This window comes from Bacillus sp. SRL337, assembly GCF_984799155.1.
Genome location: NZ_OZ481793.1, coordinates 1,879,658 through 1,906,275, shown reverse-complemented (window position 1 = coordinate 1,906,275; position 26,618 = coordinate 1,879,658). Strand labels below are relative to the sequence as shown.

At 41.3% G+C, this 26,618-nt stretch carries 27 protein-coding genes, 1 pseudogene and 1 riboswitch; of the genes and pseudogenes, 4 read left to right on the top strand and 24 right to left on the bottom strand.

Going from position 1 to position 26,618, the window contains the following annotated elements:
- Nucleotides 1-573 precede the first annotated feature (573 nt).
- The 7 genes from AC4E8A_RS09295 to AC4E8A_RS09265 form a co-directional block, all read right to left on the bottom strand.
- Nucleotides 574-1,542, bottom strand: coding sequence for a cation diffusion facilitator family transporter (locus AC4E8A_RS09295; RefSeq protein WP_490198162.1), 969 nt, complete (start codon nucleotides 1,540-1,542; stop codon nucleotides 574-576).
- A gap of 170 nt (nucleotides 1,543-1,712) precedes the next feature.
- Nucleotides 1,713-1,913: a cold-shock protein gene (locus AC4E8A_RS09290; RefSeq protein ID WP_119545389.1), complete on the bottom strand. Its 201-nt coding sequence runs from the start codon at nucleotides 1,911-1,913 to the stop codon at nucleotides 1,713-1,715.
- Between the two features lie 447 nt (nucleotides 1,914-2,360).
- The gene (locus AC4E8A_RS09285; RefSeq protein WP_490198161.1) at nucleotides 2,361-2,582 is read right to left on the bottom strand and encodes a hypothetical protein; all 222 of its coding nucleotides are present in this window, start codon (nucleotides 2,580-2,582) and stop codon (nucleotides 2,361-2,363) included.
- Between the two features lie 158 nt (nucleotides 2,583-2,740).
- Nucleotides 2,741-3,373 (bottom strand): LysE family transporter, encoded by a 633-nt coding sequence (locus AC4E8A_RS09280; RefSeq protein ID WP_490198160.1) that lies wholly within the window; start codon nucleotides 3,371-3,373, stop codon nucleotides 2,741-2,743.
- Nucleotides 3,374-3,504: 131 nt separating this feature from the next.
- Nucleotides 3,505-5,355, bottom strand: coding sequence for an LTA synthase family protein (locus AC4E8A_RS09275; RefSeq protein ID WP_490198158.1), 1,851 nt, complete (start codon nucleotides 5,353-5,355; stop codon nucleotides 3,505-3,507).
- Entirely contained in the window at nucleotides 5,352-6,965 is a 1,614-nt protein-coding gene (locus AC4E8A_RS09270; RefSeq protein ID WP_490198157.1) for an aminotransferase class V-fold PLP-dependent enzyme, read from the bottom strand. Before AC4E8A_RS09270 ends, AC4E8A_RS09275 begins: the two co-directional genes overlap by 4 nt.
- Before the next feature lie 2 nt (nucleotides 6,966-6,967).
- Nucleotides 6,968-7,561 carry a glycerol-3-phosphate acyltransferase gene (locus AC4E8A_RS09265; RefSeq protein WP_490198155.1) on the bottom strand — a complete coding sequence of 198 codons (594 nt, stop codon included), beginning with the start codon at nucleotides 7,559-7,561 and terminating at the stop codon, nucleotides 6,968-6,970.
- Nucleotides 7,562-7,784: 223 nt separating this feature from the next.
- Here AC4E8A_RS09265 and AC4E8A_RS09260 point away from each other — a divergent pair, with 223 nt between their 5' ends.
- Entirely contained in the window at nucleotides 7,785-8,390 is a 606-nt protein-coding gene (locus AC4E8A_RS09260; RefSeq protein ID WP_490198154.1) for a peroxiredoxin, read from the top strand.
- A 69-nt stretch (nucleotides 8,391-8,459) separates the two neighbouring features.
- On the opposite strand, the gene AC4E8A_RS09255 is transcribed toward AC4E8A_RS09260, so the two are convergent.
- The 3 genes from AC4E8A_RS09255 to AC4E8A_RS09245 form a co-directional block, all read right to left on the bottom strand.
- Nucleotides 8,460-9,149, bottom strand: a complete 690-nt coding sequence (locus AC4E8A_RS09255; protein WP_490198153.1) for an aspartate/glutamate racemase family protein — start codon at nucleotides 9,147-9,149, stop codon at nucleotides 8,460-8,462.
- Between the two features lie 191 nt (nucleotides 9,150-9,340).
- Nucleotides 9,341-10,417 (bottom strand): dual-specificity RNA methyltransferase RlmN, encoded by a 1,077-nt coding sequence (gene rlmN, locus AC4E8A_RS09250; RefSeq protein ID WP_490198152.1) that lies wholly within the window; start codon nucleotides 10,415-10,417, stop codon nucleotides 9,341-9,343.
- A gap of 139 nt (nucleotides 10,418-10,556) precedes the next feature.
- Complete coding sequence (locus tag AC4E8A_RS09245) at nucleotides 10,557-10,874, bottom strand: hypothetical protein (protein ID WP_490198150.1); 318 nt, start codon at nucleotides 10,872-10,874, stop codon at nucleotides 10,557-10,559.
- A 122-nt stretch (nucleotides 10,875-10,996) separates the two neighbouring features.
- On the opposite strand from AC4E8A_RS09245, the gene AC4E8A_RS09240 reads away from it, so the two are divergent.
- On the top strand, nucleotides 10,997-11,224 hold the full coding sequence (locus AC4E8A_RS09240; protein WP_490198148.1) for a hypothetical protein: 228 nt from the start codon (nucleotides 10,997-10,999) through the stop codon (nucleotides 11,222-11,224).
- Between the two features lie 292 nt (nucleotides 11,225-11,516).
- On the opposite strand, the gene AC4E8A_RS09235 is transcribed toward AC4E8A_RS09240, so the two are convergent.
- The 5 genes from AC4E8A_RS09235 to AC4E8A_RS09215 all read right to left on the bottom strand — a co-directional run bounded on the left by AC4E8A_RS09235 (nucleotide 11,517) and on the right by AC4E8A_RS09215 (nucleotide 16,379).
- The gene (locus AC4E8A_RS09235; protein ID WP_490198147.1) at nucleotides 11,517-11,699 is read right to left on the bottom strand and encodes a hypothetical protein; all 183 of its coding nucleotides are present in this window, start codon (nucleotides 11,697-11,699) and stop codon (nucleotides 11,517-11,519) included.
- Between the two features lie 266 nt (nucleotides 11,700-11,965).
- On the bottom strand, nucleotides 11,966-13,975 hold the full coding sequence (locus AC4E8A_RS09230) for a putative bifunctional diguanylate cyclase/phosphodiesterase (protein ID WP_490198145.1): 2,010 nt from the start codon (nucleotides 13,973-13,975) through the stop codon (nucleotides 11,966-11,968).
- 91 nt (nucleotides 13,976-14,066) lie between these two features.
- The gene (locus AC4E8A_RS09225) at nucleotides 14,067-14,825 is read right to left on the bottom strand and encodes a methyltransferase domain-containing protein (RefSeq protein WP_490198143.1); all 759 of its coding nucleotides are present in this window, start codon (nucleotides 14,823-14,825) and stop codon (nucleotides 14,067-14,069) included.
- Nucleotides 14,826-14,986: 161 nt separating this feature from the next.
- Nucleotides 14,987-15,394, bottom strand: coding sequence for an NUDIX hydrolase (locus tag AC4E8A_RS09220; RefSeq protein ID WP_490198142.1), 408 nt, complete (start codon nucleotides 15,392-15,394; stop codon nucleotides 14,987-14,989).
- Nucleotides 15,395-15,638: 244 nt separating this feature from the next.
- Nucleotides 15,639-16,379, bottom strand: a complete 741-nt coding sequence (locus tag AC4E8A_RS09215; RefSeq protein WP_490198141.1) for a YwaF family protein — start codon at nucleotides 16,377-16,379, stop codon at nucleotides 15,639-15,641.
- Nucleotides 16,380-17,221: 842 nt separating this feature from the next.
- Nucleotides 17,222-17,322, top strand: a riboswitch (purine riboswitch).
- A gap of 97 nt (nucleotides 17,323-17,419) precedes the next feature.
- Here AC4E8A_RS09215 and AC4E8A_RS09210 point away from each other — a divergent pair.
- A complete protein-coding gene (locus AC4E8A_RS09210) occupies nucleotides 17,420-18,712 on the top strand; it encodes an NCS2 family permease (protein WP_490198140.1) in 1,293 nt (430 codons plus the stop codon).
- Nucleotides 18,713-18,815: 103 nt separating this feature from the next.
- Here the strand turns inward: AC4E8A_RS09210 and AC4E8A_RS09205 are convergent, their stop codons facing one another.
- Nucleotides 18,816-20,297: a Na+/H+ antiporter NhaC family protein gene (locus AC4E8A_RS09205; protein ID WP_490198139.1), complete on the bottom strand. Its 1,482-nt coding sequence runs from the start codon at nucleotides 20,295-20,297 to the stop codon at nucleotides 18,816-18,818.
- A 226-nt stretch (nucleotides 20,298-20,523) separates the two neighbouring features.
- On the opposite strand from AC4E8A_RS09205, the gene AC4E8A_RS09200 reads away from it, so the two are divergent.
- Nucleotides 20,524-21,021: a L,D-transpeptidase family protein gene (locus tag AC4E8A_RS09200; RefSeq protein ID WP_490198137.1), complete on the top strand. Its 498-nt coding sequence runs from the start codon at nucleotides 20,524-20,526 to the stop codon at nucleotides 21,019-21,021.
- A gap of 246 nt (nucleotides 21,022-21,267) precedes the next feature.
- Here AC4E8A_RS09200 and AC4E8A_RS09195 read toward each other — a convergent pair whose 3' ends face one another.
- The 8 genes and pseudogenes from AC4E8A_RS09195 to clpP form a co-directional block, all read right to left on the bottom strand.
- Complete coding sequence (locus AC4E8A_RS09195; RefSeq protein WP_490198135.1) at nucleotides 21,268-21,540, bottom strand: GNAT family N-acetyltransferase; 273 nt, start codon at nucleotides 21,538-21,540, stop codon at nucleotides 21,268-21,270.
- A gap of 86 nt (nucleotides 21,541-21,626) precedes the next feature.
- Nucleotides 21,627-22,469 carry a DUF2785 domain-containing protein gene (locus tag AC4E8A_RS09190; RefSeq protein ID WP_490198134.1) on the bottom strand — a complete coding sequence of 281 codons (843 nt, stop codon included), beginning with the start codon at nucleotides 22,467-22,469 and terminating at the stop codon, nucleotides 21,627-21,629.
- Nucleotides 22,470-22,484: 15 nt separating this feature from the next.
- The gene (locus AC4E8A_RS09185) at nucleotides 22,485-23,030 is read right to left on the bottom strand and encodes a GNAT family N-acetyltransferase (protein ID WP_490198133.1); all 546 of its coding nucleotides are present in this window, start codon (nucleotides 23,028-23,030) and stop codon (nucleotides 22,485-22,487) included.
- A gap of 281 nt (nucleotides 23,031-23,311) precedes the next feature.
- A complete protein-coding gene (locus tag AC4E8A_RS09180; RefSeq protein WP_490198132.1) occupies nucleotides 23,312-23,767 on the bottom strand; it encodes a DIP1984 family protein in 456 nt (151 codons plus the stop codon).
- 131 nt (nucleotides 23,768-23,898) lie between these two features.
- Complete coding sequence (locus AC4E8A_RS09175) at nucleotides 23,899-24,798, bottom strand: EamA family transporter (RefSeq protein WP_490198130.1); 900 nt, start codon at nucleotides 24,796-24,798, stop codon at nucleotides 23,899-23,901.
- Between the two features lie 26 nt (nucleotides 24,799-24,824).
- Entirely contained in the window at nucleotides 24,825-25,364 is a 540-nt protein-coding gene (locus tag AC4E8A_RS09170) for a GNAT family N-acetyltransferase (protein ID WP_490198815.1), read from the bottom strand.
- Nucleotides 25,365-25,436: 72 nt separating this feature from the next.
- Nucleotides 25,437-25,856, bottom strand: a pseudogene (locus AC4E8A_RS09165) (DinB family protein); the annotation flags it as partial.
- A 177-nt stretch (nucleotides 25,857-26,033) separates the two neighbouring features.
- Entirely contained in the window at nucleotides 26,034-26,606 is a 573-nt protein-coding gene (gene clpP / locus AC4E8A_RS09160) for an ATP-dependent Clp endopeptidase proteolytic subunit ClpP (RefSeq protein WP_490198128.1), read from the bottom strand.
- Nucleotides 26,607-26,618: the final 12 nt, after the last annotated feature.

Below are 26,618 nucleotides of genomic sequence, written 5' to 3'. Positions count from 1 at the left end.
TGCTATTCAATATAAATATCAACTAATATCCTGGTAAATCGTCGTTAAAACCGCGGTGAGAGGGAAAGAAAAGAGCTGCCCGTTCCTTTTCGAGAGTAAAACCCTATGAATACAGGGGAAAAATCCGGCACTTGGGATTTTTCCGAAAACAACAATATATGCGAAAACAGCCTTTCTAAAGGAATAGATAATTCTTCGTAATGATTATTGCTCTTGGAAAACCCCAATATAAGGTTTTTGTATGTGAACGGAAGACCAGCTCTTCTCTTTCTTAATTCGTGCGATACTCCTGGTAAAATAGCGTATTAGAATTCGCAATTCATATATCATCAAAGTTTGCGAAAAGAGCCTTTTCAATGAGAATAGACCACCTTATCATGAACGGTAAAAAATTTTGTCTTTCCTTTAAGTCATCTATCATGATTGACTGTTTAGCATGAATTTGAACTATTCCCCAAGGAGTGCAACCGTTTTTTTCTCAAACTTTCCAATTATCAGGTGATTCTGTCCCGTTTCACACAAATGTATTCCCTCACCAAAAAACCGCCTCTTTAAGGCGGCTCACTAAGACGGTTATTCGTTTTCCGTTGATCCTTTCCATTTGGTAAGCTTGTCGTCTTCATCGAATTCTACAATTACATCTGTTACGCCGTTTTCCCTTAAAATCCTGTCCTCAAGCCGGTCCTTAATATCATCTGCCTCTGCAACGGTGAGTGCCGGATCTACTTCCACCACCAATTCCACATGATATTCATCTCCTTCTTTAAGGACAGCGATTTCCTGAACATCGTTGACTCCAGGGTCCTGATAGGCAATATCCCCTATTACATTCCTCATGGCTAAATCGGCCTCACCTAAAACTCCTGCAGCATTATCCAGGAAGGTTTTCCCTACTACTATAAACATCAATATACCAATAATAATGGAAGCGATGCCTTCTGCCTGATGATAGGGAGTATAATGAGAAATGACGATGGCAATAAGAGCCAGAAGACCGCCGCCTGTGGCTACAGTATCCTCCAGGAACACAAGTTTGGTTGCGGCTTTGGCTTTATTTACATTGGCCACACTTTTTGTAACAATTTCAAACCCTGTTGCTTCAATGCCAACCTCATGCAGCGTTTCTTTCATTGCTTTAAACAGAACAAATCCCTCCAAGATGACTGCCAGCGACAATACTGCAACACTTATGAGGAATCCTTCCGACTCAGTTGGGTGAAATATATGTTTATACCCTTCAATGACTGTTTCATAAGCCATAATACCAACGACGAGTACCGCCGCTAATAAGACAAGGTTGACCAATCTCCCAAATCCGTTTGGAAAGCGGGGTGTAGGCGACTTCTTACTCAATGCCGAACCAATAAAGACAAAAAACTGATTGGCCGAATCGCCGACACTATGCAGCGTTTCGGCAAACATCGCTACATTTCCAGTAAATGCATAGGCCACCCCCTTTACCACTGCAATGACAGCATTAATAACAGCTGCCAACAGGGACGATTTATTGCCTTGTTTCAGAAGATTCCAGAGTTCTCCCATATTTACCCCTTCCTTTTCCTTCAATCTGTATTGCTTTCTTATGTAGTTTGATGAAGTATGCTAAAACTTATCAATATAACATTTATACCCACCCATTTTAGTTTTATTCTCGGGAGAATATAAAAAAATCCGGCAGGAACTCCTGCCGGATTTGTAAGTTAGTAAGATGCTTACGCTTTAACAACGTTTGCAGCTTGTGGTCCACGTTGACCTTGCTCGATATCAAACGTTACTGCTTGACCTTCGTCAAGAGATTTGAATCCTTCACCTTGAATAGCTGAGAAATGAACAAATACATCTTCTCCGCCTTCTACTTCGATGAATCCGAAACCTTTTTCTGCATTAAACCATTTTACTGTACCTTTTTCCATTTTAACGTCCTCCTAGTGCATATAACACATATTAATACTATCCTTGCTCTTAGCGGTATTCAGAGTGAATGAATCCATTCCTTCTTACATGCCGAACAAAAATAATTCATTACTATCATAACAGGTTAGAAGGAGATATGAAAGTAAAACAATGCTTATTATAGAAAAAAAATACTGAAGATGTTCAATCACATGCATAAATCCTTCATGTTCATTGCTGAAGATCGGGTTTTTTCCTGTTAATTCTCCTGCTGTCATGGCAAATTCCGGAGTGATGCCTGCAATGATACATTGAGAGCCCATGAGGCTTAAACAATCATTTGAATTTAAATTTTACTACTTAAGTCACATACGTAGGTTCCGCTTAAGTCAATAAGTACATATTCTATTTTATTTGAAGTACGCTCTTGGAGAACATAACCAATCAGGGTCTCTGCTCTGTCGTTATCAAAATGGCCTATTAAAGGCAGGACCATCGTCCTGTAAGGAACAGACAAGGTTTTTTATTGATTTTTCTTTTTCTTGATCTTCTTTCGCCTTCGTCGTCACACCATCAACATGACCATTGATTTGGATTGCTTCGTTTTTTATTGGCGTAATGACAATGTCTGCAGCAAATTGATCCATAATGGTAATACTGGCCTTATGTATCTCTGTCAATTCCTTCATTATCCCTTCCTGATAGGAGGGTGAACGTTGAAAAGCCCCCATATTCAATCCGACCATATCTTCTGCAAGTCGAATAATGGGGCTAATTCATTCATCAATTTGGCAGCATAGCTGTTCATCCAGTCAATATTGTAATCTATTATTTGGTTGGCAAAAAACTACTGTAATAAAGCCATAACCCCTTGATATCCAAAATAAGCACCAAAGCCAATCAAAGATATCCCCGATAGCACGGTTATGATAAAAAGGATATTTGAATGAAAGTATCTTCTTAAAGAAGTCGTCAGCAAAGCAACAAAGATATCCCATAGTGTAAGGCCCAGGAAGATCATGCTACTATAAACCAAGAGGTCTCCCGTACCATTCTCAGAAGCCGTCTTTGCCAGAATGGACCCATAAATGCCAAGCCAGAATAAAATGGATAACGGACTCGAAATGGACATGATAAATCCTGTCAAAAAACATTTGGTCAATGAATCTTTTTTCCTGACGGTGTCATAAGTGAATGTTTTGACACTCGTCATACTTTCAATTCCTGAATAGATTAAGATAAACCCGCCAAAAAGCCAGAGAAAAGTCTGCACTGCCGGAATGTCCAGGAACTGTACCATACCAACATAAACCAAAAGCATAAAGATGGCATCGGCTGCCATGGAGCCGGCACCTACAATCCAGGCATGCCAGAATCCGTTCTTTATGCCTTTATCGAGCCTGGCAGAATTGACAGGGCCAATAGGTGCTGCAAGGGTGAGTCCCAATAGTATGTAACTGAAAAGAATGCTGATACTCAAAATACCTCTCCACCTTTATTTAAAAAACAACTTGTACATTTTATGCTTTAGAAAGAGAGAGTAGAATGAAAAACCTTAAATGTATATATGACAAAAAACCTCCTGCATTTCCACAGAAGGCTTTACTGGCATTAGTTTAGAAATCTCAACAGGTCTCCATATATGATATCATCAGAAAGCTTCAGCTCTTTTCTGGCAGTTTTCTGATAGGGGATACAGTTTGATGTTGATATTCCACCTGATGACTTATCATAACAAACACCATCTTTGAAAATGAAATCTTTGGTCACGAAGCTTCCATCCCTGAAAATGACAGGATGTTCCTCATCTCTTGTAAAGAGAACATGGCCGAACGATAACCTATTCTCTGTCTTTACCCCTAATAAATGAAGGATGGTTGGACGGATGTCGATTTCACCGCCGATATTGCTTATTTTCTTTCCGCCGGCCCCCGGGATATGAATAATAAGGGGAACTTGCTGCAATCCTACATGGTTTACTGGAATAGCTTCTTCACCGGTCAGCTCATAAACCCCGTCTTCAAACTTTTCAGAGATACCGTAATGGTCGCCGTACAGCACAAAGATCGTATCCTCATACATGCCTTGCATCTTCATATCTTTAAAAAATTCTTTAATTGCTTCATCTTGATACCGGACAGTAGTGACGTAGCGATTCACCACATCCACTTCGGTATCCGCTTCATCAATCAGTTGGTCTTCCTCTTCAAGCAGGAATGGAAAATGGTTGGTCAAAGTTATGAGTCTTGAATAAAACGGCTGCGGAAGCTCTTTCACTTTATCAACCGTCTGTTCGAAGAAATTCATATCTTTGATTCCATAGTTCACCGAGTTTTCTTCCGTTACTTCATAATCCCTTTCAGAATAAAAATGATCATATCCGAGCGCATCATACATGTTTACCCGGTTCCAGAATGTCCTCTCATTTCCGTGAAAAACGGAAGTATAGTAATCATCCTCTTTTAAAATATGAGAAAGGCTTACATACGTATTTTCGGGCTTTTGCACAAAAACAGAACCGCTGGCCAAAGGATATAATCCTGTATCGATCATAAATTCCGAATCAGAAGTTTTTCCTTGGGCGGTCTGATCATAGATATTACTGAAATAAAAACTATCATTAATTAAATCGTTTAAAAAAGGTGTGATTTCCTGCCCATCTATCTTTCGGTTTATGACGAAGTCCTGGGTGGACTCCATGCTGATCAGCACAACATTTTTTCCCTTTGCAATCCCAAACAACTCAGTCGATTCATTTTCTTTCTTCTTCAAATAATCTTCTGAGGGCCGGGCATCCGCTTTTGATGCTAGAGAGCTGCCTAAAGGAGTGACGGCTCCCAGCGCAAAATCATAAAGATGATAATTATAAGGACCGAGTGCCTTCACCAGGCCAACCCTGTCATAGGAGGCTGAAAATAAATAGGGCGAACGAATTAAACCGAAAAAGACAGTAAGCGATACCAGCACCAAGCCTGTTGAAACATACCATACTTTTTGATTTGGTTTAATCACTTCATTTTTGTCTGTTTTCTTCCTCAACAGCCATGGAATAATGAATAAATCAATAAAGAGCAGTAAATCCCAAGGACTCATCAATTCTAACGTGCTTGGTCCAAGGCCGCCTACATTATCAAATTGAAAGAGAATTGGAAGAGTAACAAAATCAGTATAGAACCTGTAATACAGCAAATCACCATAGAGTAAAGCATTGGCCACGATCCAGGAGATCCAAAACAGAACAGGTTTAAATGTTTTCGAAAAATAAAAACAGAAGCCGAACAGTAGGATCAACGAACCGGCAGGACTGATCAGCATAGCAGGAATTTCCCATGCAGATACAATCTTTAAATCAAACCCTAAAAACAAAACAAAAACCGTTTTTATCCATATTGCTGAAACTGCCATGATGACTATTCTGAGTGAAGGTATTTGCCGGCCAGGCTCACTTTGTTTCCCCATCATTGTACAGCTTCTGCCCTTGCTTTTAAGTTGGTATATTCTTTTACTAGCATATCCATCGCCTTCATCACTTCACTTGTTTGGTATTCACCCATCAATGCCAACTGCACCCAGTTTCTCTCGAGTAAATAATTGCTCTCATAGCTTACGAAAATACCACTGTTTTTTAGGTTATCACCAAATTCCTTTGATGAAATATATTTATCGAGAGGCAAGGTTATGATTCCTGGTGAATAAGTATCATTACCCAGAAACTTAATTCCTTCCCTGATAAGGACTCTTTTCACTTCTTTACTCAACGTTACTCTTTTTTGTGTGTCGATATCAGTAATGGCCGCAAGAAGGGCACTTACAAGATTAGATGAATGGGTGTACGGTACACTATCATTCTGCTGATACATGCCCAAATCCAAATATCTGGGCAGATTCATGTCGGGTTCTGCTTCTTCCCGATGGAAAACAATCGCAAGTCCGGGATAGGAACCAAGTGCCTTTCCACTGACGGTTGTAGCCAAATAGATACCTTTTAAATCCAACGGTACGATTCCGGCCGAACTGCATGCATCCACACACAAATTCACCCTATATCCTTCACAAACCCTTTCCAATTCTTTCAGATCAAACAAATAACCTGTAGAGGTTTCACAGTGAACCGTCCATACCCATGTGGTATCCTGATGATCTGCCAGATACTCATCGACTTCCCCGATGGTTATCTCCCCGTTCCATTCTTTCGTTATGACATCAAATGCAAGGTCCATTCTTCTTGCATGATCGATGAGCCGGAAGCCAAATTCACCATTAGCAAGAATCAGCCCTTTTCCTGGCATTCTCTTTAATTGCGCCGCTGCCAGATCATTGGATAAAGTCCCTGTGCCAACGACTACTTGCACATGGTTGGCTCCTGTCATATGCAAAAGCCTTTCTTTGACCTCTTTTATTTGGTTCTTAAATCTATCCGATCGATGAGAAATTGCATAGTGAGAAAATGCTTCTTCTACTGTTTTACTAACCGGTACAGGACCAGGGAGGAAATTAATCGGATTCCTCTTGGGTGACTGCCTGATCATCAGCCTGTTAAACGCTTTTGTGCTGCTCTTGAAGCGTTCTTTAGTAAGATACATAGGCTGAAAACGGGCACCGTCTTCACCAACCAAAGGGCCAAAGGGCTCAAAGCCGATTCGTTTATAAAGCTTCAACTGCCGGACCGTCCCAGATATAAGCGCAAGGTTATATCCATTTTTCAAACAATGGGACACAGCTTCTTCAACCAACTTAAAAAAGACGATACTGCTGCGGAAATCCTTCTGTACCGAAAGCAGGCGTATTTCACAAGGGATACTTCCCACCGGCAAAAAGGAATGTACGTCAGACAATTTCTGGTCCAGTGAAAAAGGACGATTCCCCCTTACAGCTACCATTCCTACAAGGACCTTGCCTTTCTTTGCTATGATATATGTATTCTCATTATGAAAACGGTCAATGAGGATTTTCTCTTCATTTTCCCTATGTTGAGGAATTTCATCGACAAATGTTTGGTAGTTCATTTGATGGATTTGATGGAATTCTTCTGGTTCATTTGCAACCTTATAATATAGCGAATCTGTATTCATTCTTAAACCCCCTTATGATGCCCGTGATGAACTTGCTGCGGCGGTGACTTTATATGTACCAGCAAGACGATGATCATCATGATGAGAAGCATCGCCCAATACTCTGCCGGCCGGCCGGATAAATAGGCTGACAACGGGATTGACAACATAGAGATGAATCCCGCTTTCTTGAAGTCTTTAAGCAGCAAGAATGATACTCCCATGATTACAGCCAGTACCAAGATACTTATCGGACATAAGAATAGGGACGCGGCCAGAAAGACCACCACACCCTTTCCTCCTTTAAATCCCAGCTGTAAGGGAAACAGGTGTCCAATGAGGAGAAAAAAAGAGCTCAACACCATTGCCGCTGTGTCATTTTCAGTCATTAAGAATGTAATCGTCAACGCCGCCATGACCTTGGCAGTATCGATGATAACTGTCAGAATAAACCCCTTTTTCCCAAGAATCCTTCCTGCGTTTGTTGCCCCAGCATTCCCGCTTCCATGCCTGCGAATATCATCACGTAAATAAAATTCAGTCAAATAGTAAGCTCCGTTCAGCCCTCCAAAACCATAAGAAAGGAGGCAGACTGCAATAAGCAAATATACATTCATTTTGTTTCACACTCATTTATCATTTTTTAAGTATTTCATTTTATATAAATCCACCCTATATAAGATAACGAATCTTACCGGAAAAAAGTTTCACTTTATTTCCATTTAGAACGAGATGATCTTTTTCATGATTAGAAGATGCGGCCAAATTGCTTTCATGCACCATACTAAATCGAGAAAATATGAATATATTTATTTTATCGTATAGAAAAGAGGTGAGGAAATGGACTCTAACGGAAAGCATTCCGTCCAAGATTCCTTCTGTGCACAGACAAACGACCCTGCTCCTACATTTTCTGCAGAAGCATTTTTTAATTCCGATAAAAAAATCAGGACAATATCTTTAAATGAATTACGTGGAAAATGGGTCGTCCTGTTCTTTTATGGCAGTGATTTCACATTCGTCTGACCAACCGAATTAGCAGCGGTCGCTGCTATTTATCCTGGGTTTCAATCGTTAAACGCAGAAGTGCTTGCCATCAGTACAGACAGTGTTTATGCACATAAAGTATTTACGGAAGTATCTCCATCATTAGCCAGTGTCTTGTACCCGCTTGTTAGTGATCGAACACAAAAAATTTCAAAAGCTTACAATGTCCTAAATGAAAAGACCGGCGCTGCTTTTAGAGCAACTATCATAATAGATCCTGAAGGAATCATCGTTTCCAAACTTATAAACCCTTCTGAGGTGGGTCGAAATGTTTATGAGATCTTAAGGATCCTTCAAGGAATCCAATACAATCGCGAAACCGGCGAGGCCATTCCCGCCAACTGGATCCCTGGCAACCCTGGAATCATCAGGGATGCAGATATGTGGGGCAAGATTTGATGTGTAGACCATCAGGAAGTGTCGGTGCCTATGAAATGACCAATATTTCCACGGCACCTTTCCCAAACCTTAAGTTACCGCTCTTTTCACCGCCTCTTCCGCATGTAGTAAGGCCGTATCAAAAACAGGGATTTCGGCATCGTTTTCTTTAATCAGCATGCCGATTTCCGTACACCCCAGAACAATCCCTTCGGCCCCCTTTCTCTTTAATGAACTGATTACCTCTTTTAAAAATTCACGGGAAGTTTCTTCTAACCTGCCAATACACAGTTCTTCAAAGATAATAGTGTTGATCTTTTCTCTTTCCAGGACATCAGGAATAATTACATCCAAATTATTGCTCCTCAAACGGTCAATATAAAAATTCTGCTCCATTGTATATTGGGTACCCAGCAAGCCTATCGTCCCGATTCCCTTATTGTTGATGTGCACAGCAGCAGCATCAGCAATATGCAGCACAGGAATATGAATACGTTCAGAAATTCGGTCGAGTACCTTGTGCATGGTATTTGTACAAAGAATAATAAAGTCCGCTCCTGAATTCTGCAGAGATAATGCCGCTAGTCCTAATACATCGGCTGCCTTTCCCCACTGGCCGGTTGACTGATAAAGTTCAATCTCCGCAAAATCCACACTGTACAATATACATTTTGCTGAGTGCAGCCCACCAAGCTCTTGTTTGACACGCTCATTAATGTACCTGTAGTATTCAGCTGAGGATTCCCAGCTCATACCGCCAATTAATCCAATTGTCTTCAATGTTATCCCCCCAGCCCTCTTTATATTGTTATTATATAACATCTTTCCAGTTTTAGGTTTCTTTGATGAATGATCCTGTTTAAAAGTTCAGCTGCTATGTTCAATCCTTTTTCTGAAATTTATGTATTCTGCCTCCCTCAACAGAAAAAAGCCGTCAGCTATTTCAGCATGACGGCTCTTTAATAAAGGATTTAAGACTGGACCTTTTCTTTATCCTTTTTGATTTGTTTACTCCGAAGCTGTCCGCAGGCAGCATCAATATCAGTTCCATGCTCAGTACGGACCCCGCAATTAATTCCCTGGTCCAGCAGAGTGCCGTAAAATTCAACGATGGCGTCTTTCGTGCTTCGCTGATATTGTCCATGTTCATCCACTGGGTTATATGGAATCAGATTTACGTATGATAAATGTTTTTTGTTTTTAAGGAGCTTCGCCAGCTGCAATGCTTCTTCTTTATGGTCATTTACATCTTGAAGCAAAATATATTCGAATGTGATTCTGCGGTTTGTTTTTTCCAGATAATAATCAATGGCCGGCATAAGCTTTTCGAGCGGATATGCCTTATTGATTTTCATTATCCTGGAGCGCAGTTCATTATTCGGTGCATGCAGTGAAACAGCAAGATTCACTTGGATATTCTCATCTGCCCAATCATAGATACGATTAGCCAGGCCGCTGGTTGATACGGTAATATGTCTTGCGCCGATAGATAAGCCTTTCTGATCGTTCACTACACGGAGGAAATCCATCAGGTTGTCATAGTTATCAAATGGTTCACCGATACCCATTACTACGATGTGACTGACTCTCTCGTCGTTGCCTTTTGCATCAAGATGGTGCTGGACATTCATGATTTGTTCAACGATTTCACCGCTGGACAAATCTCGGTTCTTCCTTAGGAGTCCGCTGGCACAGAAAGAACAGCCGATATTACAGCCGACCTGGGTTGTCACACAAACAGAATAGCCATAGTTGAACTTCATCAGCACTGTTTCAATCAGGTTGCCATCTTCTAGTTTGAATAGGAACTTGATGGTTCCATCTTTTGATTCCTGTTTGATTTCCTCTTGCAGAGTTCCAATATGAAAGTTTTCTTCCAATAGAGCGATGCAGCCTGCCCCGATATTTTTCATCTCCGAGAAGTTTTTTACACGCTTTTTATATAACCAATCCCAAATTTGAGATGCACGGAATTTCTTTTCGCCTTTTTCCACAATCCAGGATGTAAGTTGATCTATTGTTAAGCCATATATAGATACTTTTTCCATTATAAACCCTCATTTCAAAATGACTTGCCTTTTTCTACTTTTTCTATACTACTTAAAGTATGCCAATGTCGCAACCCATTTATAATGAAAATGACAATAATCTTGATTTATCAATCGTTTCTACAAACGCCTCATCCTATTAATGTGCACTATTAATGGATTTCCCCTCGCCATGTACAAGAATTTCTGTGATATAGGGAACTTTTTCTCCATATGATTCGTATTGAATATCATAGGATCTATCTTCTTCTATAACATTCCAAAGGCTTTCATCTTGGACTTCAACTTTTTGGTTCTTTACAAAAATGAAATAGCGGCCCTCTTGTTCCTCTTTCCGATCGATATCCGCTGAAATAATGGAATCTGTATGGATCATTCTGTAGTTACCAATATAATAGATGATTCCTGATACTGCCAACAAAGTGATGAGAATGCCGCTCACTATTTTCACTGCCAATGAATTCCTCCTTTTGATTGTAAAAGCTCCGTCTTCAGACCGAGAAAATAGTCTGTCAAATTAGTTAGAATATATTTATAATAAAGATACATCCGAACTATTCTTAAAAAAGGAGCGTTTATATGCTAATTGCCATCGTAACAGTCGTCATGATTTTCTCTATTCCGATTATAGCGATAGTCACAGACCATTTCCAGAAAAGTGCTAAGCACAAGCAGGCCATGTTGAAAGATGAGCTCGAGCTTGAAAAACTTAAACATGAAAACTTCCTCATCGAAACTGAGAAGATGAAACTGGAACTTGAAAGGATGAAACTGGATCGTCCTAGAGATAAGACTGAGCTTTTGTAATAAAAAAGCTTGGCCCCGCTAAGCGGCATAACCGGCAGGCTCCCTGGTCTATCATGTGGAAGCCTGCCTCATTATTGAAAAATTCAACTATGTGTCTTCAGCCATTTTTCCCTACTTTAAAGATTCCTGATAAAGTTCCTTCTTTAAATGGCGATCTTAAAGCAGCGGCTTCGATTTTTTCTTTCAATGACCGGCTGCCTCCCGCCTGTCACATCCCTAAGAAAATTTTATAGGCAGGCACAGGCTCTGCTTGAGATCTTTCCCATAAGTGAACAGAAGGATAAGCGCTGTATCAGACTATGAAATAAATAGGATAGATATTGGCTATTAAATGAAGACATCCTCCTCCCTTCATGTAGCTGTTCCCTTCGCAGCCAAGCCCAGGCTGGAAAACCTGTTCCAGTTCCCTCCACTTCTGTTTCTTTTCTGCAGCAGGTGCTTCGAGGATTTCAAAAAGAAAAATATTCAAACTCATCTACGGCACTCTCCAGGGAAAGAGGACCTTCGAGAGTAATAATCTTGTCAGCAAAACATTCAATTTTTTCAACCTTCAGGTTAACTCTTTGCCTCTCCCTCAAAGAGACACAAAAGGCGTTCCGTGTTTCCCGACTTATTCCCGGTAGTTTCGGAAGTCCTCAGGGTTTAAATCGGTTCGATTCAGCCTACACATAAAAAACCCATTCAAATTAAATGGGTTTCTAAACACGAAAGGTTATCCGCTTAACAATTATTCTTGAAACTTTACACAAGTACAGGTTCAGTGGCGAATCCGCCTCCGGTTTCCTTTAAAAACATCAGCAAATCCCTGCTGTTCAACGGTTTGCTGTAGTGAAAACCTTGCGCATACTGACAGTGCTGACTAAGAAGAAAACTTTCCTGCTGGGGCATTTCCACCCCTTCTGCCACAACTTCCAGACCCAGGTTGCCCGCGATTGATAAGATGGCCTTTACGATTGCATCATCTTTACCGCTGTCATTTACACTTTTTATAAATGAACGATCAATTTTTATACTTTGAATTGAAAAATCTTTTAGATAACTGAGGGAACTATACCCGGTGCCAAAATCATCAATCGAGATCCCAATTCCATTTTCCCGAAACTTTTTTAATAGGGAAAGGGTGTGTTCTGTATTGACCATGGCCATCGATTCTGTTATCTCAATGGTTACAAGGCCGGGGTGAATCCCTGTTTCGTTTATAATCCCTGTTAGGACATCAAATATATTCTCCTTCGAAAACTGCTTTAACGATAAATTGACCGATATCGTATATTGTTGATTTAATTGTTGATTCCACTCATGAATCTGTCTGCACGCTTCCTTCACTACCCATTCACCAATCGGTATGATCAGTCCTGTCTCTTCAGCAATGGGAATGAATTCCGCGGGACTGATCATCCCTTTTTGGGGATGATTCCACCTAATCAATGCTTCGAATCCGATTACCTTTTTCTCTTTCAAATTGACCATTGGCTGGTAATACACTTCAAACTCTTGATTAAGCAGCGCCTTGCTTAAATCAGACTGAAGAGTGATTTCCCCATTAAACTGGTTTTCCAGATCTTTATTAAATATGGTGATGGAATTCCGTCCATTTCCTTTGGTTTTATACATACTAATATCAGCCTTTACCAGCAAATCCCCTGGTGTTTCAGCGTTCTCCGGGAAGGCACAGGCACCGATGGAAGCTGTGACCGTCACTTGACGGCCTTTAATGGTCAATGGCTGTGAAAAATATCCAAGAAGGGCGGAACAAAACTCTTGTATCGAAGTTGAGCCGGACTCTTCATGAAAAAGGATAATGAACTCATCGCCGCCAAGTCTTCCGGCTGCATCATTTGGACCCAATATACTTTTCATAAATCCAGTAACTTCTTTAAGAATCTCATCACCAAAAAAATGGCCATGAGTATCATTGATATGTTTAAAATAATCCAAATCAAGGAGCAGAAGATAAAAAGGTTCGCTACCGGCAGTCCTATCCTTCAACGTTTCCTGTATAAAGGCCCGATTATACAATCCTGTAAGAGAGTCATGATAGGCCATATAATTAAGTTTGCCTCTTTCATCCAGGTATTGTCTTTCTCCTGTAGCCACGGTAATGACGAACAGGAGGATGATCGTAAAATATTCCACATTGAAAAATCTTTCATCAATCGATAAGCTGAATGCTTCTGCAACGGTCGACAATGATCCAAATAGAGAGTATCCACAAATGATCGAAATGATCAGCAAAGACCTATTGCTGACGTTATTGGGATCATGAAACTGATCAAATCTGACCTGTTGCAGGACCCTTGTCACTAAAAATAACGTAATGACCGTGTGCAGCATGGCGAATAGCAATCTATCATTTAATATGTATGTATCGAAACCTGTCAGTTCCAAATAAAGATTACACTGAATAGCGATGAGGAAAATTCCTGATATAATACTGCTGATAAAGTATCCTAATGAGTTTTTTTCCTGTTCAATGGTTTTTAAATTGAAGAAAACCAGTGCAAATGCCAAAATGGTAAACAGAAAAAGGCTCGCTATTATATACCAGCTGTCCTGTAACCGGATGTTATCATATAATCCATTCTTGATCGTCAAGAGAGCGATTACAAACCAAACCACTAAGGAAGCTGCTGCCGAATTAGCAGCAACAGCCTTTGTATCTTGAAAAAGGATGCTGTACTTCAATAAAGCAAAGACCGAAGTACTGATCATCAATATGCAAATTAAAATAAATAAACTCTCGGTGCTCACTCATCCGTCCCCTAGCTTTCTATTAAAAGTGGTTATATCTTCCTATCTATTATATTGAAAGATTATTTTCCTCTGCAACCTCATTTTATCGTCACTTTGCCGCCTTGACGAAAAATCTATGCTGTTTCACTTCAAAAAAACCTTTTTCCTCAATCCGTTTATGAATGCTGAATAATTCATTCTCATATTTCTCTGCGGAAAAGCCCTCCACCTGCCATGGGATTGCCAATAAATAAAAAACCAATGCTCCTATGTCATAAAACCGCTGTACAGGAAATTGCTCACCCGCAGCAAGAATGTTGAACCCTCCTGCTTCAAGCTCATTCACCGCATAATCCAGGGCCCAATGGCTGTATCCGCCATCCAATTCTGCCCCCAGTGCTTCATTGATTTCCAGACAATCACCGCCACCTACCTGCTGCGTAAGGAAAACTCCGTCATCTTGCAGAATCCTGCTGACTTCCCTTACGGAGTATGATTCATGTTTATTTAAAACGATGTCAAATTGAGAAGTCTCAAAAGGAAGGTCAGTATCTTCCTTAATTCCTACCACTTTCACTCCTAACGGTTCCAGATGAGCTTTAGCTATAGGGATATTCGGCTCATATGCTTCCGTTGCAAAAATCTTAGGGGGGAACGGCCTCAGCATAGATAGAAATTCGCCCCCGCCGGTTCCCATGTCCAGCATGGATTGTGACTCCTGTACAAGCTTCAGCGCTTGTGAACCGTAAGACCAGTCAAGAGGTCCAGATGCCATTCTTCCTGTTCCGGAGACAAAGGAAAAGTCCCATCCCGAAAAACGATGACCTGCATTTTCAATTAATCTTTTAAATTCCGTTCGGCTATTCATATTTCCACTCCAATAGTTTGTTAATATTTCAGAATACTTTTATAGTTTACCATATTTTTCTTCTTGTGAGATTTATTTGTGTTAATATGGTATATCTGTGGATGGAGGAGTTGAAAAACCAGCAAAAAAAGAAGCCGGGTTCAACGGCTTCTTTGAGAAAACTATGTAATTGATTTGGAATTACCCGCTGCCTTTTTTATCAGAGGAAGATCCTCAGGATACATTTGCTGAAGGAGTTCATATTCTGCAAGTGGTTTCCAGCAGGCTTCTTCGATAGTCAAATCTGGATCATTGACCTCCAGATTTCCACCTGTTTGTTCTACCTCAAAATAGTGTGTTGTGACTTCGATAACGTGAATCACCGTTTGTTTGACTTGCAGTTTTTTTAAGATCCTCACCTGGCAGCCTGTCTCTTCAGCCACTTCACGGATACAGCTCTCTTCCGGCGATTCGCCCTCTTCTATTCCGCCTGAGGGTACACTCCATATTTCTGTCCCCACACCTCTGACAACAAGCACCTCACCTTTTTCATTTATACAGATTGCAGCAGCTCCGTGCCATTCCCTCATTTTTATCCTCCTAACGCTATCTCTATCTTCTATTATACATTTTTCTCATGGCTCTTTTCGTAAACTTTGTTGTTATTCAATATGAATGTCAAATACTATCTTGGTCATACACCGGATCCCCCCTGTAAGCAGGAAAGAAAAGGGCTACTCTCCCTTTTCCGAGGGGAAATTTTATGGAATACAGGGAAAAGTCCGGCTCTTGGGTTCTTTCCAAAAGCAACAATGATTGCGAAAACAGCCTTTTTCATTGACCCTTCTGTAGATGCTTCCTGGATAAGCTCTTATTCCTTGTATAGTGAAATGGCAGGTATAAAATAAAAAATAAGATGAATGCTACTGCTTCCAACGAGAAGATATACCAAGGATACGGACCGAGTAAGTCAATGGGGCTGGCATTTACCGGTTTATGCATCAGAAACATATAGTTTGCCCCTATTGCAAGATTCACTAAGAAAACCATAAAGGCGATAATATTAAGGGCAGCCAGAGATTTAAGGACCGATGTGAAATTTGGTTTGTACCCTACTACCCAAACCATATACAAACATGATAATACGATTGCAATATGGGCGGTAAAGAATTGAAAAAACCGAAAATGAGGGAAGCCGAAAAATAATTCTGGTGTAAGGATAGCCACAAATGCACCTGTCATGCTGACAAAGAAACTGATTTCAAAAATTTTGAAGCTTCTTGTCAGTAACATGACCGTACATAAATACAGCGAGAGCGAACATAGCTGGAAAGGCAGATTGATGCTCATTTCCCAGCGGTCATTTATAACGTACCAGTATTGAAAGGAGACTTCACTTCCTACCAGCATGACTATCAATACAAACCTCAGTGGACTCCTGACGTATTTCGTCCAGTTTCTTATAAGGTAGAATAACGAAATCAAAAGAATGGACACTCCTATAGCAAGAAGATGGGAAACTGAAAACAGCTCAAAAGGATAACTGGCCTTCTCAAAATTTAACATCTGCCTCATTGTTACCTCCCCTTTTCCGCTTTACCGCTTCAACGTGCTAAGAGGGACGGTCCCCTTTATTACGGCAGTGAACTAAATCTTTTAATTATTATATCTTATTCTTTTTGATAAGGCTGTTTTCGTATATATTGTTGCTTTCGGAAAAATCCCAAAAGCCTGATTTTTCCCCTGTATACTAAGTTTTTCGCTCTGAACGAAGAGAGAAGCTCTTTTCTTTCTTGCTAAACAGTGATTTTTCCGGTTCATTACTCCACTATCTTTCGAAATTATTATCAACTAGCAACAAAGTTTACGAAAAGAGCCTTTTGATAAGGCTGTTTTCGCATGGATGGCTGCTTTTAAAAAGATCCAATCGCAGGATATTTCTCTTGGATGCTGAGGCTTTTCAAGCTGAATGGAAGAGCGGCTCTTTTTTCTTACTTATGAAGGTTTTCCAGGTAATAGGGCGCTATATTTTACTATCATATTAAATAGCACAAAATTTATGAAAAGATCCTTTGATAAAGCTTCACGATTAAAATGGCTGGCTTGTCTTTACCTTTAAATCTATTTTATTCTATTTAATCGCCAAGGATATTATGCATATTGTCCCTGCAATGGGGCTGCACCTTGGCTGACTGTCAAAGAATTGGATTTGACTTCTTCCTTTAACGTGCACATTGTTCATTCCCTGAACTGTTTTCTCTAAACCACCAAATAAAATTGAAAAATACGTGCATGCTTTAATGCGGGAAAATGGACAGTCCCTTTTCCCGCATTAAAGCACTGAAGGAGTTATCCAAATAGCATGACTATTCCCGTCTCTATTGACGCTTTTATTTTCTGCTGTTAAGATGTTCACTATTATATTTGAATAATAACCTTGTATAAGTTCAGGAATATGGCTTGAACGTTTCTACCAGCTACCATAAATAGCTTGTCTACAAGGATAGTGATGATTGTTTTTCCATGATTCCTATTCTTTTAGATACTGCTCTGGCGGCTGCATGCTGCGGGAGCTTTTTTTATTGCTTGAATTTCACAACAGGAGGGCAATCATCATGAGGAATTTTTTTCAATTCGAAGAACGGCAGACATCCTTTAAGCAAGAAACACTTGCCGGAGTTACAACATTTTTATCCATGGCCTATATATTGGTGGTCAACCCCATCATCCTGAGTCAGTCCGGGATGGATAAAGGTGCCTTATTCACGGCTACTGCTTTATCAGCAATTGCAGGGACGCTACTTATCGGCCTGCTGGCAAATTATCCAATTGGAATCGCGCCAAGCATGGGATTGAATTCGTTCTTTACGTTTTCTGTCTGTATTGGAATGGGCATCGATTGGGAAGTCGCTCTGACTGGAGTTTTTGTTGCAGGAGTTATTTTTATGATTTTAAGCTTGTTAAAGATCCGTGAAAAAATCATAAACGTCATACCACAGGACCTAAAACATGCAATTGCTGCAGGAATCGGTTTTTTTATCGCGTTCATCGGCCTTCAGAACGCAGGGATCATAGTTTCCAACCCTGATACGTTCGTTTCAATTGGTGACCTTGCATCACCTATGACCGGCCTGGCGGTGATCGGTTTTGTAATAACCGTATTGATGCTTGTCCGTGGGATTCACGGAGCGATTTTCATCGGAATGGTCATAACAACGATCATTGGTATGGCCGTCGGTTTAATCAGCTTGCCTGGTTCAGTTGTTGGACAAGTACCAAGCCTCGATCCGACTTTCGGAGTGGTATTTCAACATTTAGGCGACATTTTCACTCCACAAGTGCTGACTGTCATTTTCACCTTCTTATTTGTTGCATTCTTTGACACGGCTGGTGCCTTGATTGCGGTGGCCAGCCAAGCAGGACTCATGAAAAATAATGAAATTCCCAACGCTGGAAGGGCATTGCTTGCAGATTCAACTTCTGGTGTTGTAGGGGCAGTATTGGGTACTTCCACTACTGCATCTTTTGTTGAATCCTCTGCTGGTATTGCTGTCGGCGGGCGAACCGGGTTCACATCTGTTGTCATTTCTGCTTGTTTCTTTATCGCCTTGTTCTTCTCACCGATTTTAGGAGTCATCACACCTGAAGTAACTGCTCCGGCATTGATCATTGTAGGTGCACTGATGGCAACGGAAATGGGCAAGATAAATTGGAGCAGGATGGAGATCGTCATTCCCTCGTTCATCACAATCCTGATGATGCCCATGACGTTCAGTATTGCTACCGGAATCGCTCTTGGCTTCATTCTTTATCCATTGTCACTTATGTCGCAGAAGCGCTTTAAAGAAATACATCCGATTATGTATGTTCTCTGCATCCTTTTCATTTGTTACTTCTTGTTTGTTTAGATGACACTTTAATGCTTCACCGCACCCGGGGACTGTCCCCGGTCTTGTTAACGCGTTAATGCATTAAAAAGAGAAGCCCGCTTGCCCGGCTTCTCTTCGCGAATCACTTATAGTCTTTCGGTTTAATTTCTTCGCCATTTTTCCCGCTGTAACGAAGGCCCCAGCCTGTCAATGCTGCGATCAGCATGACAATCAGCAATCCCCAGCCCTGGAATACAAATGGCACTACCTCTGTCGGGCTCACAATCGGTAGGAAATCATATTCGTCAGCAGCACCTTTGATGGTAGCCCACGCCAGCAGGACGCCGCCGCTCCAAGGAAATATATATCCAAGTGAAGATGAAACCGTATCAAGGAAGTTTGCCCTTCTATATGGATGGATATTCATTTCTTTTCCGATTTTACGAACAAACGGTGCTGCCGCAATCTCTGCAGCTGTATTGATCGTGATGAAAATATTTAAAAATGCAACAATTCCGAAGATGGAAAGTTCGGCTCTGCGGACCACATTATTAATCATTTTCAGGAAGAAGTTCTTGATGACTTCCATAGTTCCGGCAACTTCCATCAAATGGGCTGCTGCCAAAATGAATAATATTAAGATTGCCATATTGAAATAGCCGCCGATCCCGCTCATCAAGGCTCCTTCAACCACCGCCGTTCCGGTATCATCCTTGTAGATGTGGATGACTTCGGTGAAAGGTGTCCCGGACACGAAAATGAACGCAATGGATGCCACGATTCCCCAAGTAAGGGAAGTCAATAAGTGATGACCAGACAGTGCTAAATATAAGACCAGCGCAAATGGAATCAGTAAAAGCAGTCCGTTTGGCGATACCTGCTCCTGCAACTGGGCCATAGCCGCCGTATTGCCCATCTCGCCGCCTCCACCTAATACCACAAACAAAATCAACGCAGGTATTGCGGCGGCAATCGAGTATTTGAACCTTGAACGCACTACTCCCGGCACGTCAGCATCCTGTGTTGTAGCCGATACAATCGTCGTATCAGAAACCGGTGCAAGGTTGTCCCCAAATACGGCACCACTCAAGACAGCAGCAAGTAATACAACCGGATCTGCACCTAGAATAATACCTGCGGGATACATCAAAATACCAAAAGTTGCAACCGTTCCGTAACCTGTTCCAACAGCGGTGGAAAACAATGCCGCGAGCAGGAAGGTCAAGCCAGCAAAAAGTCCGCCTTCCAGATGTGTCTGGAATCCAAACCAAATCAATCCGTCTACAAGCCCGCCTGCAGAAAGCAACTTGGCAAACATGCCCGCCCAAAACCAGGCAATGACAGCTATAACCCCTATTGGCTGTGCCATGCCGGAAAACAAGCTTTGAGCATAATCTGACCATTTTGATTTACAAAAGAATAATCCAATCGCAATTCCAATGACCATTCCCAGAACAAGTGCCTCCTCCGTTACAAGTTCGGCAACACTCAGTGAAATGGCCCAAACGATAAAGAATACGAGCGGGATGGTAGCAGCAAACACACCACCTCTAAACTCCAGCCTCTCGATGGTCTTTTCTCCGATTGCTTCATCGATTACTTCTTCTCTTTGTCTTTTATCCATGACGTCCCCCCTAAGTTGTAATCCATATTAGTCTACCATTTCCCCAAATAGTTTGAAAACATTTTCAAATGCAGAATAACAATTTAGTACTTTAGCAACTGATAATATCTACGTTTCCCGGGTTTTAAAACAATACTTAAATAACAAATTATATCTTTTTACATATTTTTCGCCTTTCTTTCCCACCTGCTTCATATAATGAAACAAATGAATCTGGAGGCGTGCCATGTATCAGCATACTGTTAGGCCGGGAGAAACCTTATGGTCCATATCGGAGGATTACCGGGTTTCCTTTCGTGAACTAGTAAGAGCCAACAACTTAACAAACCCCAATCTCCTTTTTATCGGGCAGAAACTCACGATTCCCGGTCTCCCGAATCCAAATCAAATTCCTTATTCCATTCACGTTTCAACTGCCCAAAGAACTTTGACCCTTAGAAAAAATGGAGCCGTAGTCAAAACCTATCCAATTGCCGTTGGAAAAATCCTGTCCTCTACCCCTGTCGGTGAATTCATCATCATCAATAAAGCTCCTAATCCGGGAGGACCGTTTGGGACCATGTGGATGTCATTATCAAAGAAATCGTATGGAATCCATGGAACCAATAATCCTTCTTCGATTGGAAAGGCTGTTTCAAAAGGGTGTATCCGGATGTATAACCAAGATGTTGAAGAGTTATCCAGAACTATTCCAGTCGGAACCAGGGTCGTAATTGCTCCATAGAAATAAAAGGCTGTTTTCGCATATATTGTTGCTTCCGAAAAAATCCCAAAAGCCGGATTTTTCTCCTGCATACTAAATGTCCCGCTCTGAACAAAGAGGAAAGCCATTTTCTCTCTTGCTAAACAGGGGTTTTTCCGGTTCATTCCTCCACTATCTTTCGGCATTATTATCAACCAGCAACCAAGTTTACGAAAAGAGCCAAATAAAAAGAGAACCCAACATCAAGGGTTCTCTTTCATCAAAATATTATTTCAGCACATCCTGATAGCTACCGCTCTTCTCCAGTACTTCTTTCGCATACGGGCACTCCGAGTCAATCTTGATGCCTTTCTCTCTTGCATATTGGACGGTCTGGTCAACCAGCTGCCTTCCGACACCCTGTCCTCTTAACTTTTCAGAAACAATCGTGTGTTCAATGACTAATTCATTTTGATTCTCATTATAGACCAGTTCTGCATCAGGTCTCGATTCATTCTGACCTAAGTAAAATTTGTTAGAGCCTTGCTGAATATCACTCATTCCATTGCTCCTCTCTCTAATATCCTTAGGATTATCTATTCCCTGCATCGAACATCTTTAAAACATATAGTTACGCCAAGCAGCAATCAGTTAGTTGGTTTATACAAATCATTGTGCCAAGTACCCAAAATAGATTGAATTTCCTGCTGGACATCCTGATATCCTTCCAGATAGCCTATCCGGAAATACAACGATTTCAAGAAATCGGACAAATTCTTCTTTTTCCTGAAAAAAGGAACCGAAAAACCTGTAGCATCATAATGAGACTTTAATTTCTGGTTCAGCGACCTGAACCATAGGAGCAAATCCTGTTTTGTCAGGCCTTTTTCGAAAAGTGCCTCAACTGCAAAGAGTAATCTTTCATCTTCATCATCCATATAGGCAGCCTCTTTTTCATAACAATTTCCAATGACTTCGAGGCATTCAGCGATCAGCTCACCCTCAAAATACGGGTGGTTAATGGCAGCAGCCAAAAGGTCAGCTCCGTGTGCAATACTGTGCGCCCAGCCTTTCGCCTGAACATAGCCGCGTGTATCACGCTCTTCCGAAAGGTATCTTATAGACTTCGCAATCCCTTCTAAAATCAGTTCCCTTGGGATACTCTGTAACTCAGCATCTTTCTCGATCACAAGGGCTGCAGCAAGGGAGGAAAAGCTCCGGGTAAAAACAGAGTCCGTTCCCCTCTCGCCGATTTTATAAAACAGGCGACAATCATCCAAGGATGTTTGCAGCAACTTTATTAAATGATCTCTTGAAAGAATATTATTATTCACCCAGTTGTAAAGGGTGGTGTAAATTACACGATCCCTTAATTCAGGATCGGGATGCCCTATATTCTCAATCATCTCGCCCAGAATCAAATCAACATCACGCAGCGAAGGATCATACATTTGAATCTGGAAATCCATCAGCTTCTCTTTTAAATCCATTTCAATTCCTCTATTCTACTTATTCTTCCATTCCTCAGCAAGCATCCCATATACCTGGTGATCCACGTAATGGTTATACAGTTTTTCCGCTTGCCGGATCATACCTTCGTTCACAAAGTTCAATCGTTCAGGGATGCTCCTGCTTTTATGGTTTTTCACGGCTGCCCTGATTTCCACTCTGTTTAACTCCAATTCACCGAATGCATACTCAGTCAGCGCTTCAACTGCTTTTGTCATGATTCCATTGCCTTGAAAATCATTCCCCAGCCAATATCCGACATACCCGATCCTGTTGGACCAATCAATGGAGTTGAATCCTGCGGTCCCAGCAATTTTACCTTTGAAGAGGATCAAAGCAGTCAAACTTTTTTGCGCTGCATAGTTTGTCAGTGCTGACTTCAAGAATTCCGCTGTATCCGTGGTTGTCCTGGTTCCATCCAGCCAGGGCAGCCACTCGCGGAGATACTCCCGGGAAGAATCAGTGAGTTGGAAAAACTCCTCCGCATCTTTTGGTTCAGGCAGTTTCAAAGATAGGTCTTCGTCAATTTTATGTATAAACATTTTCTACAACTCCCGCTATTCACGTTTTCTTGAAATGTAAGTATCCCCATTTAAAAAAAGTCCAAAAAACAGCTATTAGCCCCATTCCCGCCCTCGCCTTACATATCCGATGCGTGGTGATAAATGTAATGTATACACAGTAAGTGGTCATATGTTCTGAGAGGAAATTGTAAAATCGGATTTGAACCGATGGGCTCTCTCCCAGTCCCGCCACCAGATTTTTTTTTGCATCCGCTATAGGATAAGGCTACACCTTCATTCATTCTTTCATGACGCCATTGTCAACCCAATTCAGTCAGCCAATTGGCCTGCTGTATTTTGGTATCTACTATACGATACTCTTTTGACAAATCATCGATTTCTTTCTGCAGCTTTCGGACACTGACAGTAGGGACTCTGCGGATCTCGGACATGCTGTACCTTCCTTCTACTAAGGAAGCCTGATCTGCCAGAGCCTGGAGCATCTGTCTCTTCTGCATGAGGATATCCCTTTTCACGAGCGCATCAGAAAGTGTCCCAAAAGGCTGAAGTTCAGTTCCGGCATTCGCCTTTTGTATCTTGCCTGCCAGCTCTTCCAGGTGTTTAAATGACCTCTTCATCTCCTTCAATAAGGTCTGCGGATCCTCAGGGGGATCTTCCCCTTCCTGAATGACCGCTGATCGTTCCAGCCTTCCTGACATTTGAGCTAGCCTCTTTTGCAAATCTGCTCTTTCCAGTAACGCTTCTGCTACCTTCATTAATTTCACCTCCATGAAAAATTACCTCGATTTACCATCTTTCTTGATATTACCATATATTACGGAATTCTGAAAAGACAGACTCCTTTCAATTTTTTTAAAAAATAATGCATATTCTTTGCAGATACATACTAGTCCTTCCTCAGCATATACTTTTCTTTTACCGATTGAATGTTCAGATTGGACAGTATGATTGCTGTCAGTATTAAGAGAATCCCGGACCATTGCAGCCATGTGACATATTCATGAAGAAACAGCATCGATAATATGATCGTAACAGGCAATTCAGCTGAACCAAGAATGCTGCCGATGCTAGAACCAATTAGAGGCATTCCGTAGGCAAATAAAAATGGAGGGATGAAAACCCCAAAGAAGCCAAGGACCATTCCATAAATCCCTAAATCAGAAACGCTTCCGATGCCATTTCTAAAGAGCACAGGCACAAATATCAGGGCTACAATCAGAAAGCTGCCTGAGACCATATAAAAACTTCTTTGGACAGCATGTAAATCTGGAACGATTCTTGCATTTGCAAAGATGAACAGCGCAAAAGCTGCTGCTGCGAGCAAACCGGACAGGATCCCTTTGAGATCCAGAAGGGGTTCCGACCCATTTAAGCCGCTGCTGAGAAAAGTTCCCAACAGAAGGGTGAGAATGGCTGCCGACATTTTTTTATCAGGGATCTTTTTATTCACTGCACTATCGAGTAAAATCCCCATCCAGACAAATTGAAATAATAAAATGATGGCAAAGGAGGCATCAACCGTTTCAAGAGAGGTATAATAAAAGATTCCCACCAATCCTGATGGGATTCCTCCAACCATTAATAGGATCTTTTTCCTGATGGTCAATGCACGCTTATTTGGAGTGAAGCAGAATATTAAAGCTAAAATGAGCCAGCCCGTGAAAAATTGGGCAACTGTCACTTCAGCAATCTTCAGCCCCTTCTCATAAGATAATTTAACAACAGTGGAAAGCACCCCGTATGAGCAGGCTCCAATGAACACTGCCAAAAAGTATCTCCATTTCAATGAATCCATCCCCCAAGTTTTTCACTTTATTCATCTGCTGGGTTAATAATAGCCAGGACTTGATGATCTTCCCATTTACCATTGATTCTTACATTTTTCCTCGCTGTGCCTTCTTTATGAAAACCCGCCTTTTCCAACACCCTGATCGATCCAATATTATTCGGCATCACGCCGGCCTCAATTCTATGAAGCTTAAGCTCTTCAAATCCATATTTCACAATGAGATTTGCGGCTTCTGATGTGTATCCCCTGCCATTGTAGCCTCGGTCTAAAAAGTATCCAATAAAAGCGCTTTGCAAAGACCCCCTCAGGACCTGGAACAGATTGATTGTTCCTATTAATCTGTTTTCCCTGCTTAAATAGATCCCGAAATGATAGGCTTGATCATTCTCCTTATCTCTAGAAAATTGACTTATACGTTCCACTTGGCCATCTTTGGTATAGAAGCGCGCCATCCTGCTCATCGAATATTTTTCGAAGAATTCCTTATTTTCCTTTTGCAAATAGAGGAGGTCACAAGCATCCTCTTCTCTAAGCTCTCTAAGATAAATCTGCGTTCCTTGGATGTTTTCGTCTCCTTGCCCTGAATCACTTTTAGCATTTAAAGCGTTGGTGACATGGTCTTCAATCTGTCTTTTGTGCCTGTTATCATGTTCAGCCAACCCTTGAAAATACTCATCCCAGGTTATTGATTTCCCTGGTACCTTCTGCAAAAAAACGTCTTCAGGCATCTCTTGGAGGTACCCTGTGAGCTCATCCCGAGTACTGACAAATTGATCGATAAGGTTTTCCTTGCTTACTTTTCGTGCAAATTCCGCCGCCTTATCATTTACACTCTGTACATCAACGTCAACTTGGGGCTGCTGTCCATTCAGCAGATAAGGCTTTAACCGGCTGTCAATGACAAACTGGTCCCAAAAAATCAAATGGGAGATAACCTCTGCAGCCCCCCATGAACCTTCTTTAAAAGGCTTGAACCAAAGATCGTCTGACAACTGTTTATATTTCAATGACCAAGCGGCTGTCTCCCGCTTCTGATTAATGATTTTGTCTTTCATCCAGAATTCCCCCTATATTTAAATTGCTGCTGAATTTCCTATTGTTTCAATAACACGAATAGAATAAATTGATATTATACTCAGAATATACCACATCTTTCACAAGCAGATGATATATTATTCGATTAATAAAATGAAAATAGAGCCCCGTTGGGAGCTCCATTTCCGTCTATCCGATTACACTATTTTATCGATAATCCCATACTCCAGTGCCTCACTGGCCGACATGAAATAATCCCTGTCTGTATCTTCTGCCACCTTTTGAAAGCTCTGACCGGTCCGTTCGGCAATGATTTCATTAATGTGCTCTTTTAATTTCAGGATCCGCCTGGCAGAAATCTCAATATCCGTCGCCTGGCCCCTTGCCCCGCCGAGAGGTTGGTGTATCATGATTTCACTATTGGGAAGGGAAAACCGTTTTCCTTTCGCCCCGGCGAGAAGAAGCAATGCTCCAAATGAGGCAGCCATCCCTGTACATATTGTACGGATATCCGGTTTGATATATTGCATGGTATCGAATATGGCAAAGCCTGCTGAAGTGGAGCCTCCAGGACTGTTAATGTACAGCGAAATATCCTTTTCACTATCTTCAGCTGTCAGGAATAAAAGCTGCGCCACAACACTGTTTGCAACGTGGTCATTGATTTCTTCGCCAATCATGATGATCCTGTCTTTTAACAGCCTTGAATAAATATCATAGGATCGTTCTCCGCCTTTTGTCTGTTCAATTACATAGGGAACTGTTCCCATATTTCACCCTCC

Coding starts and splice junctions, on each gene's coding strand:
- AC4E8A_RS09295 (WP_490198162.1), bottom strand. CDS start 1,542: ATGGGAGAACTCTGGAATCTTCTGAAACAAGGCAATAAATCGTCCCTG.
- AC4E8A_RS09290 (WP_119545389.1), bottom strand. CDS start 1,913: ATGGAAAAAGGTACAGTAAAATGGTTTAATGCAGAAAAAGGTTTCGGA.
- AC4E8A_RS09285 (WP_490198161.1), bottom strand. CDS start 2,582: ATGAAGGAATTGACAGAGATACATAAGGCCAGTATTACCATTATGGAT.
- AC4E8A_RS09275 (WP_490198158.1), bottom strand. CDS start 5,355: ATGATGGGGAAACAAAGTGAGCCTGGCCGGCAAATACCTTCACTCAGA.
- AC4E8A_RS09270 (WP_490198157.1), bottom strand. CDS start 6,965: ATGAATACAGATTCGCTATATTATAAGGTTGCAAATGAACCAGAAGAA.
- AC4E8A_RS09265 (WP_490198155.1), bottom strand. CDS start 7,561: ATGAATGTATATTTGCTTATTGCAGTCTGCCTCCTTTCTTATGGTTTT.
- rlmN (WP_490198152.1), bottom strand. CDS start 10,417: ATGGAAAAAGTATCTATATATGGCTTAACAATAGATCAACTTACATCC.
- AC4E8A_RS09240 (WP_490198148.1), top strand. CDS start 10,997: ATGCTAATTGCCATCGTAACAGTCGTCATGATTTTCTCTATTCCGATT.
- AC4E8A_RS09235 (WP_490198147.1), bottom strand. CDS start 11,699: ATGAGTTTGAATATTTTTCTTTTTGAAATCCTCGAAGCACCTGCTGCA.
- AC4E8A_RS09225 (WP_490198143.1), bottom strand. CDS start 14,825: ATGAATAGCCGAACGGAATTTAAAAGATTAATTGAAAATGCAGGTCAT.
- AC4E8A_RS09220 (WP_490198142.1), bottom strand. CDS start 15,394: ATGAGGGAATGGCACGGAGCTGCTGCAATCTGTATAAATGAAAAAGGT.
- AC4E8A_RS09215 (WP_490198141.1), bottom strand. CDS start 16,379: ATGAGGCAGATGTTAAATTTTGAGAAGGCCAGTTATCCTTTTGAGCTG.
- AC4E8A_RS09210 (WP_490198140.1), top strand. CDS start 17,420: ATGAGGAATTTTTTTCAATTCGAAGAACGGCAGACATCCTTTAAGCAA.
- AC4E8A_RS09205 (WP_490198139.1), bottom strand. CDS start 20,297: ATGGATAAAAGACAAAGAGAAGAAGTAATCGATGAAGCAATCGGAGAA.
- AC4E8A_RS09200 (WP_490198137.1), top strand. CDS start 20,524: ATGTATCAGCATACTGTTAGGCCGGGAGAAACCTTATGGTCCATATCG.
- AC4E8A_RS09195 (WP_490198135.1), bottom strand. CDS start 21,540: ATGAGTGATATTCAGCAAGGCTCTAACAAATTTTACTTAGGTCAGAAT.
- AC4E8A_RS09190 (WP_490198134.1), bottom strand. CDS start 22,469: ATGGATTTAAAAGAGAAGCTGATGGATTTCCAGATTCAAATGTATGAT.
- AC4E8A_RS09185 (WP_490198133.1), bottom strand. CDS start 23,030: ATGTTTATACATAAAATTGACGAAGACCTATCTTTGAAACTGCCTGAA.
- AC4E8A_RS09180 (WP_490198132.1), bottom strand. CDS start 23,767: ATGAAGGTAGCAGAAGCGTTACTGGAAAGAGCAGATTTGCAAAAGAGG.
- clpP (WP_490198128.1), bottom strand. CDS start 26,606: ATGGGAACAGTTCCCTATGTAATTGAACAGACAAAAGGCGGAGAACGA.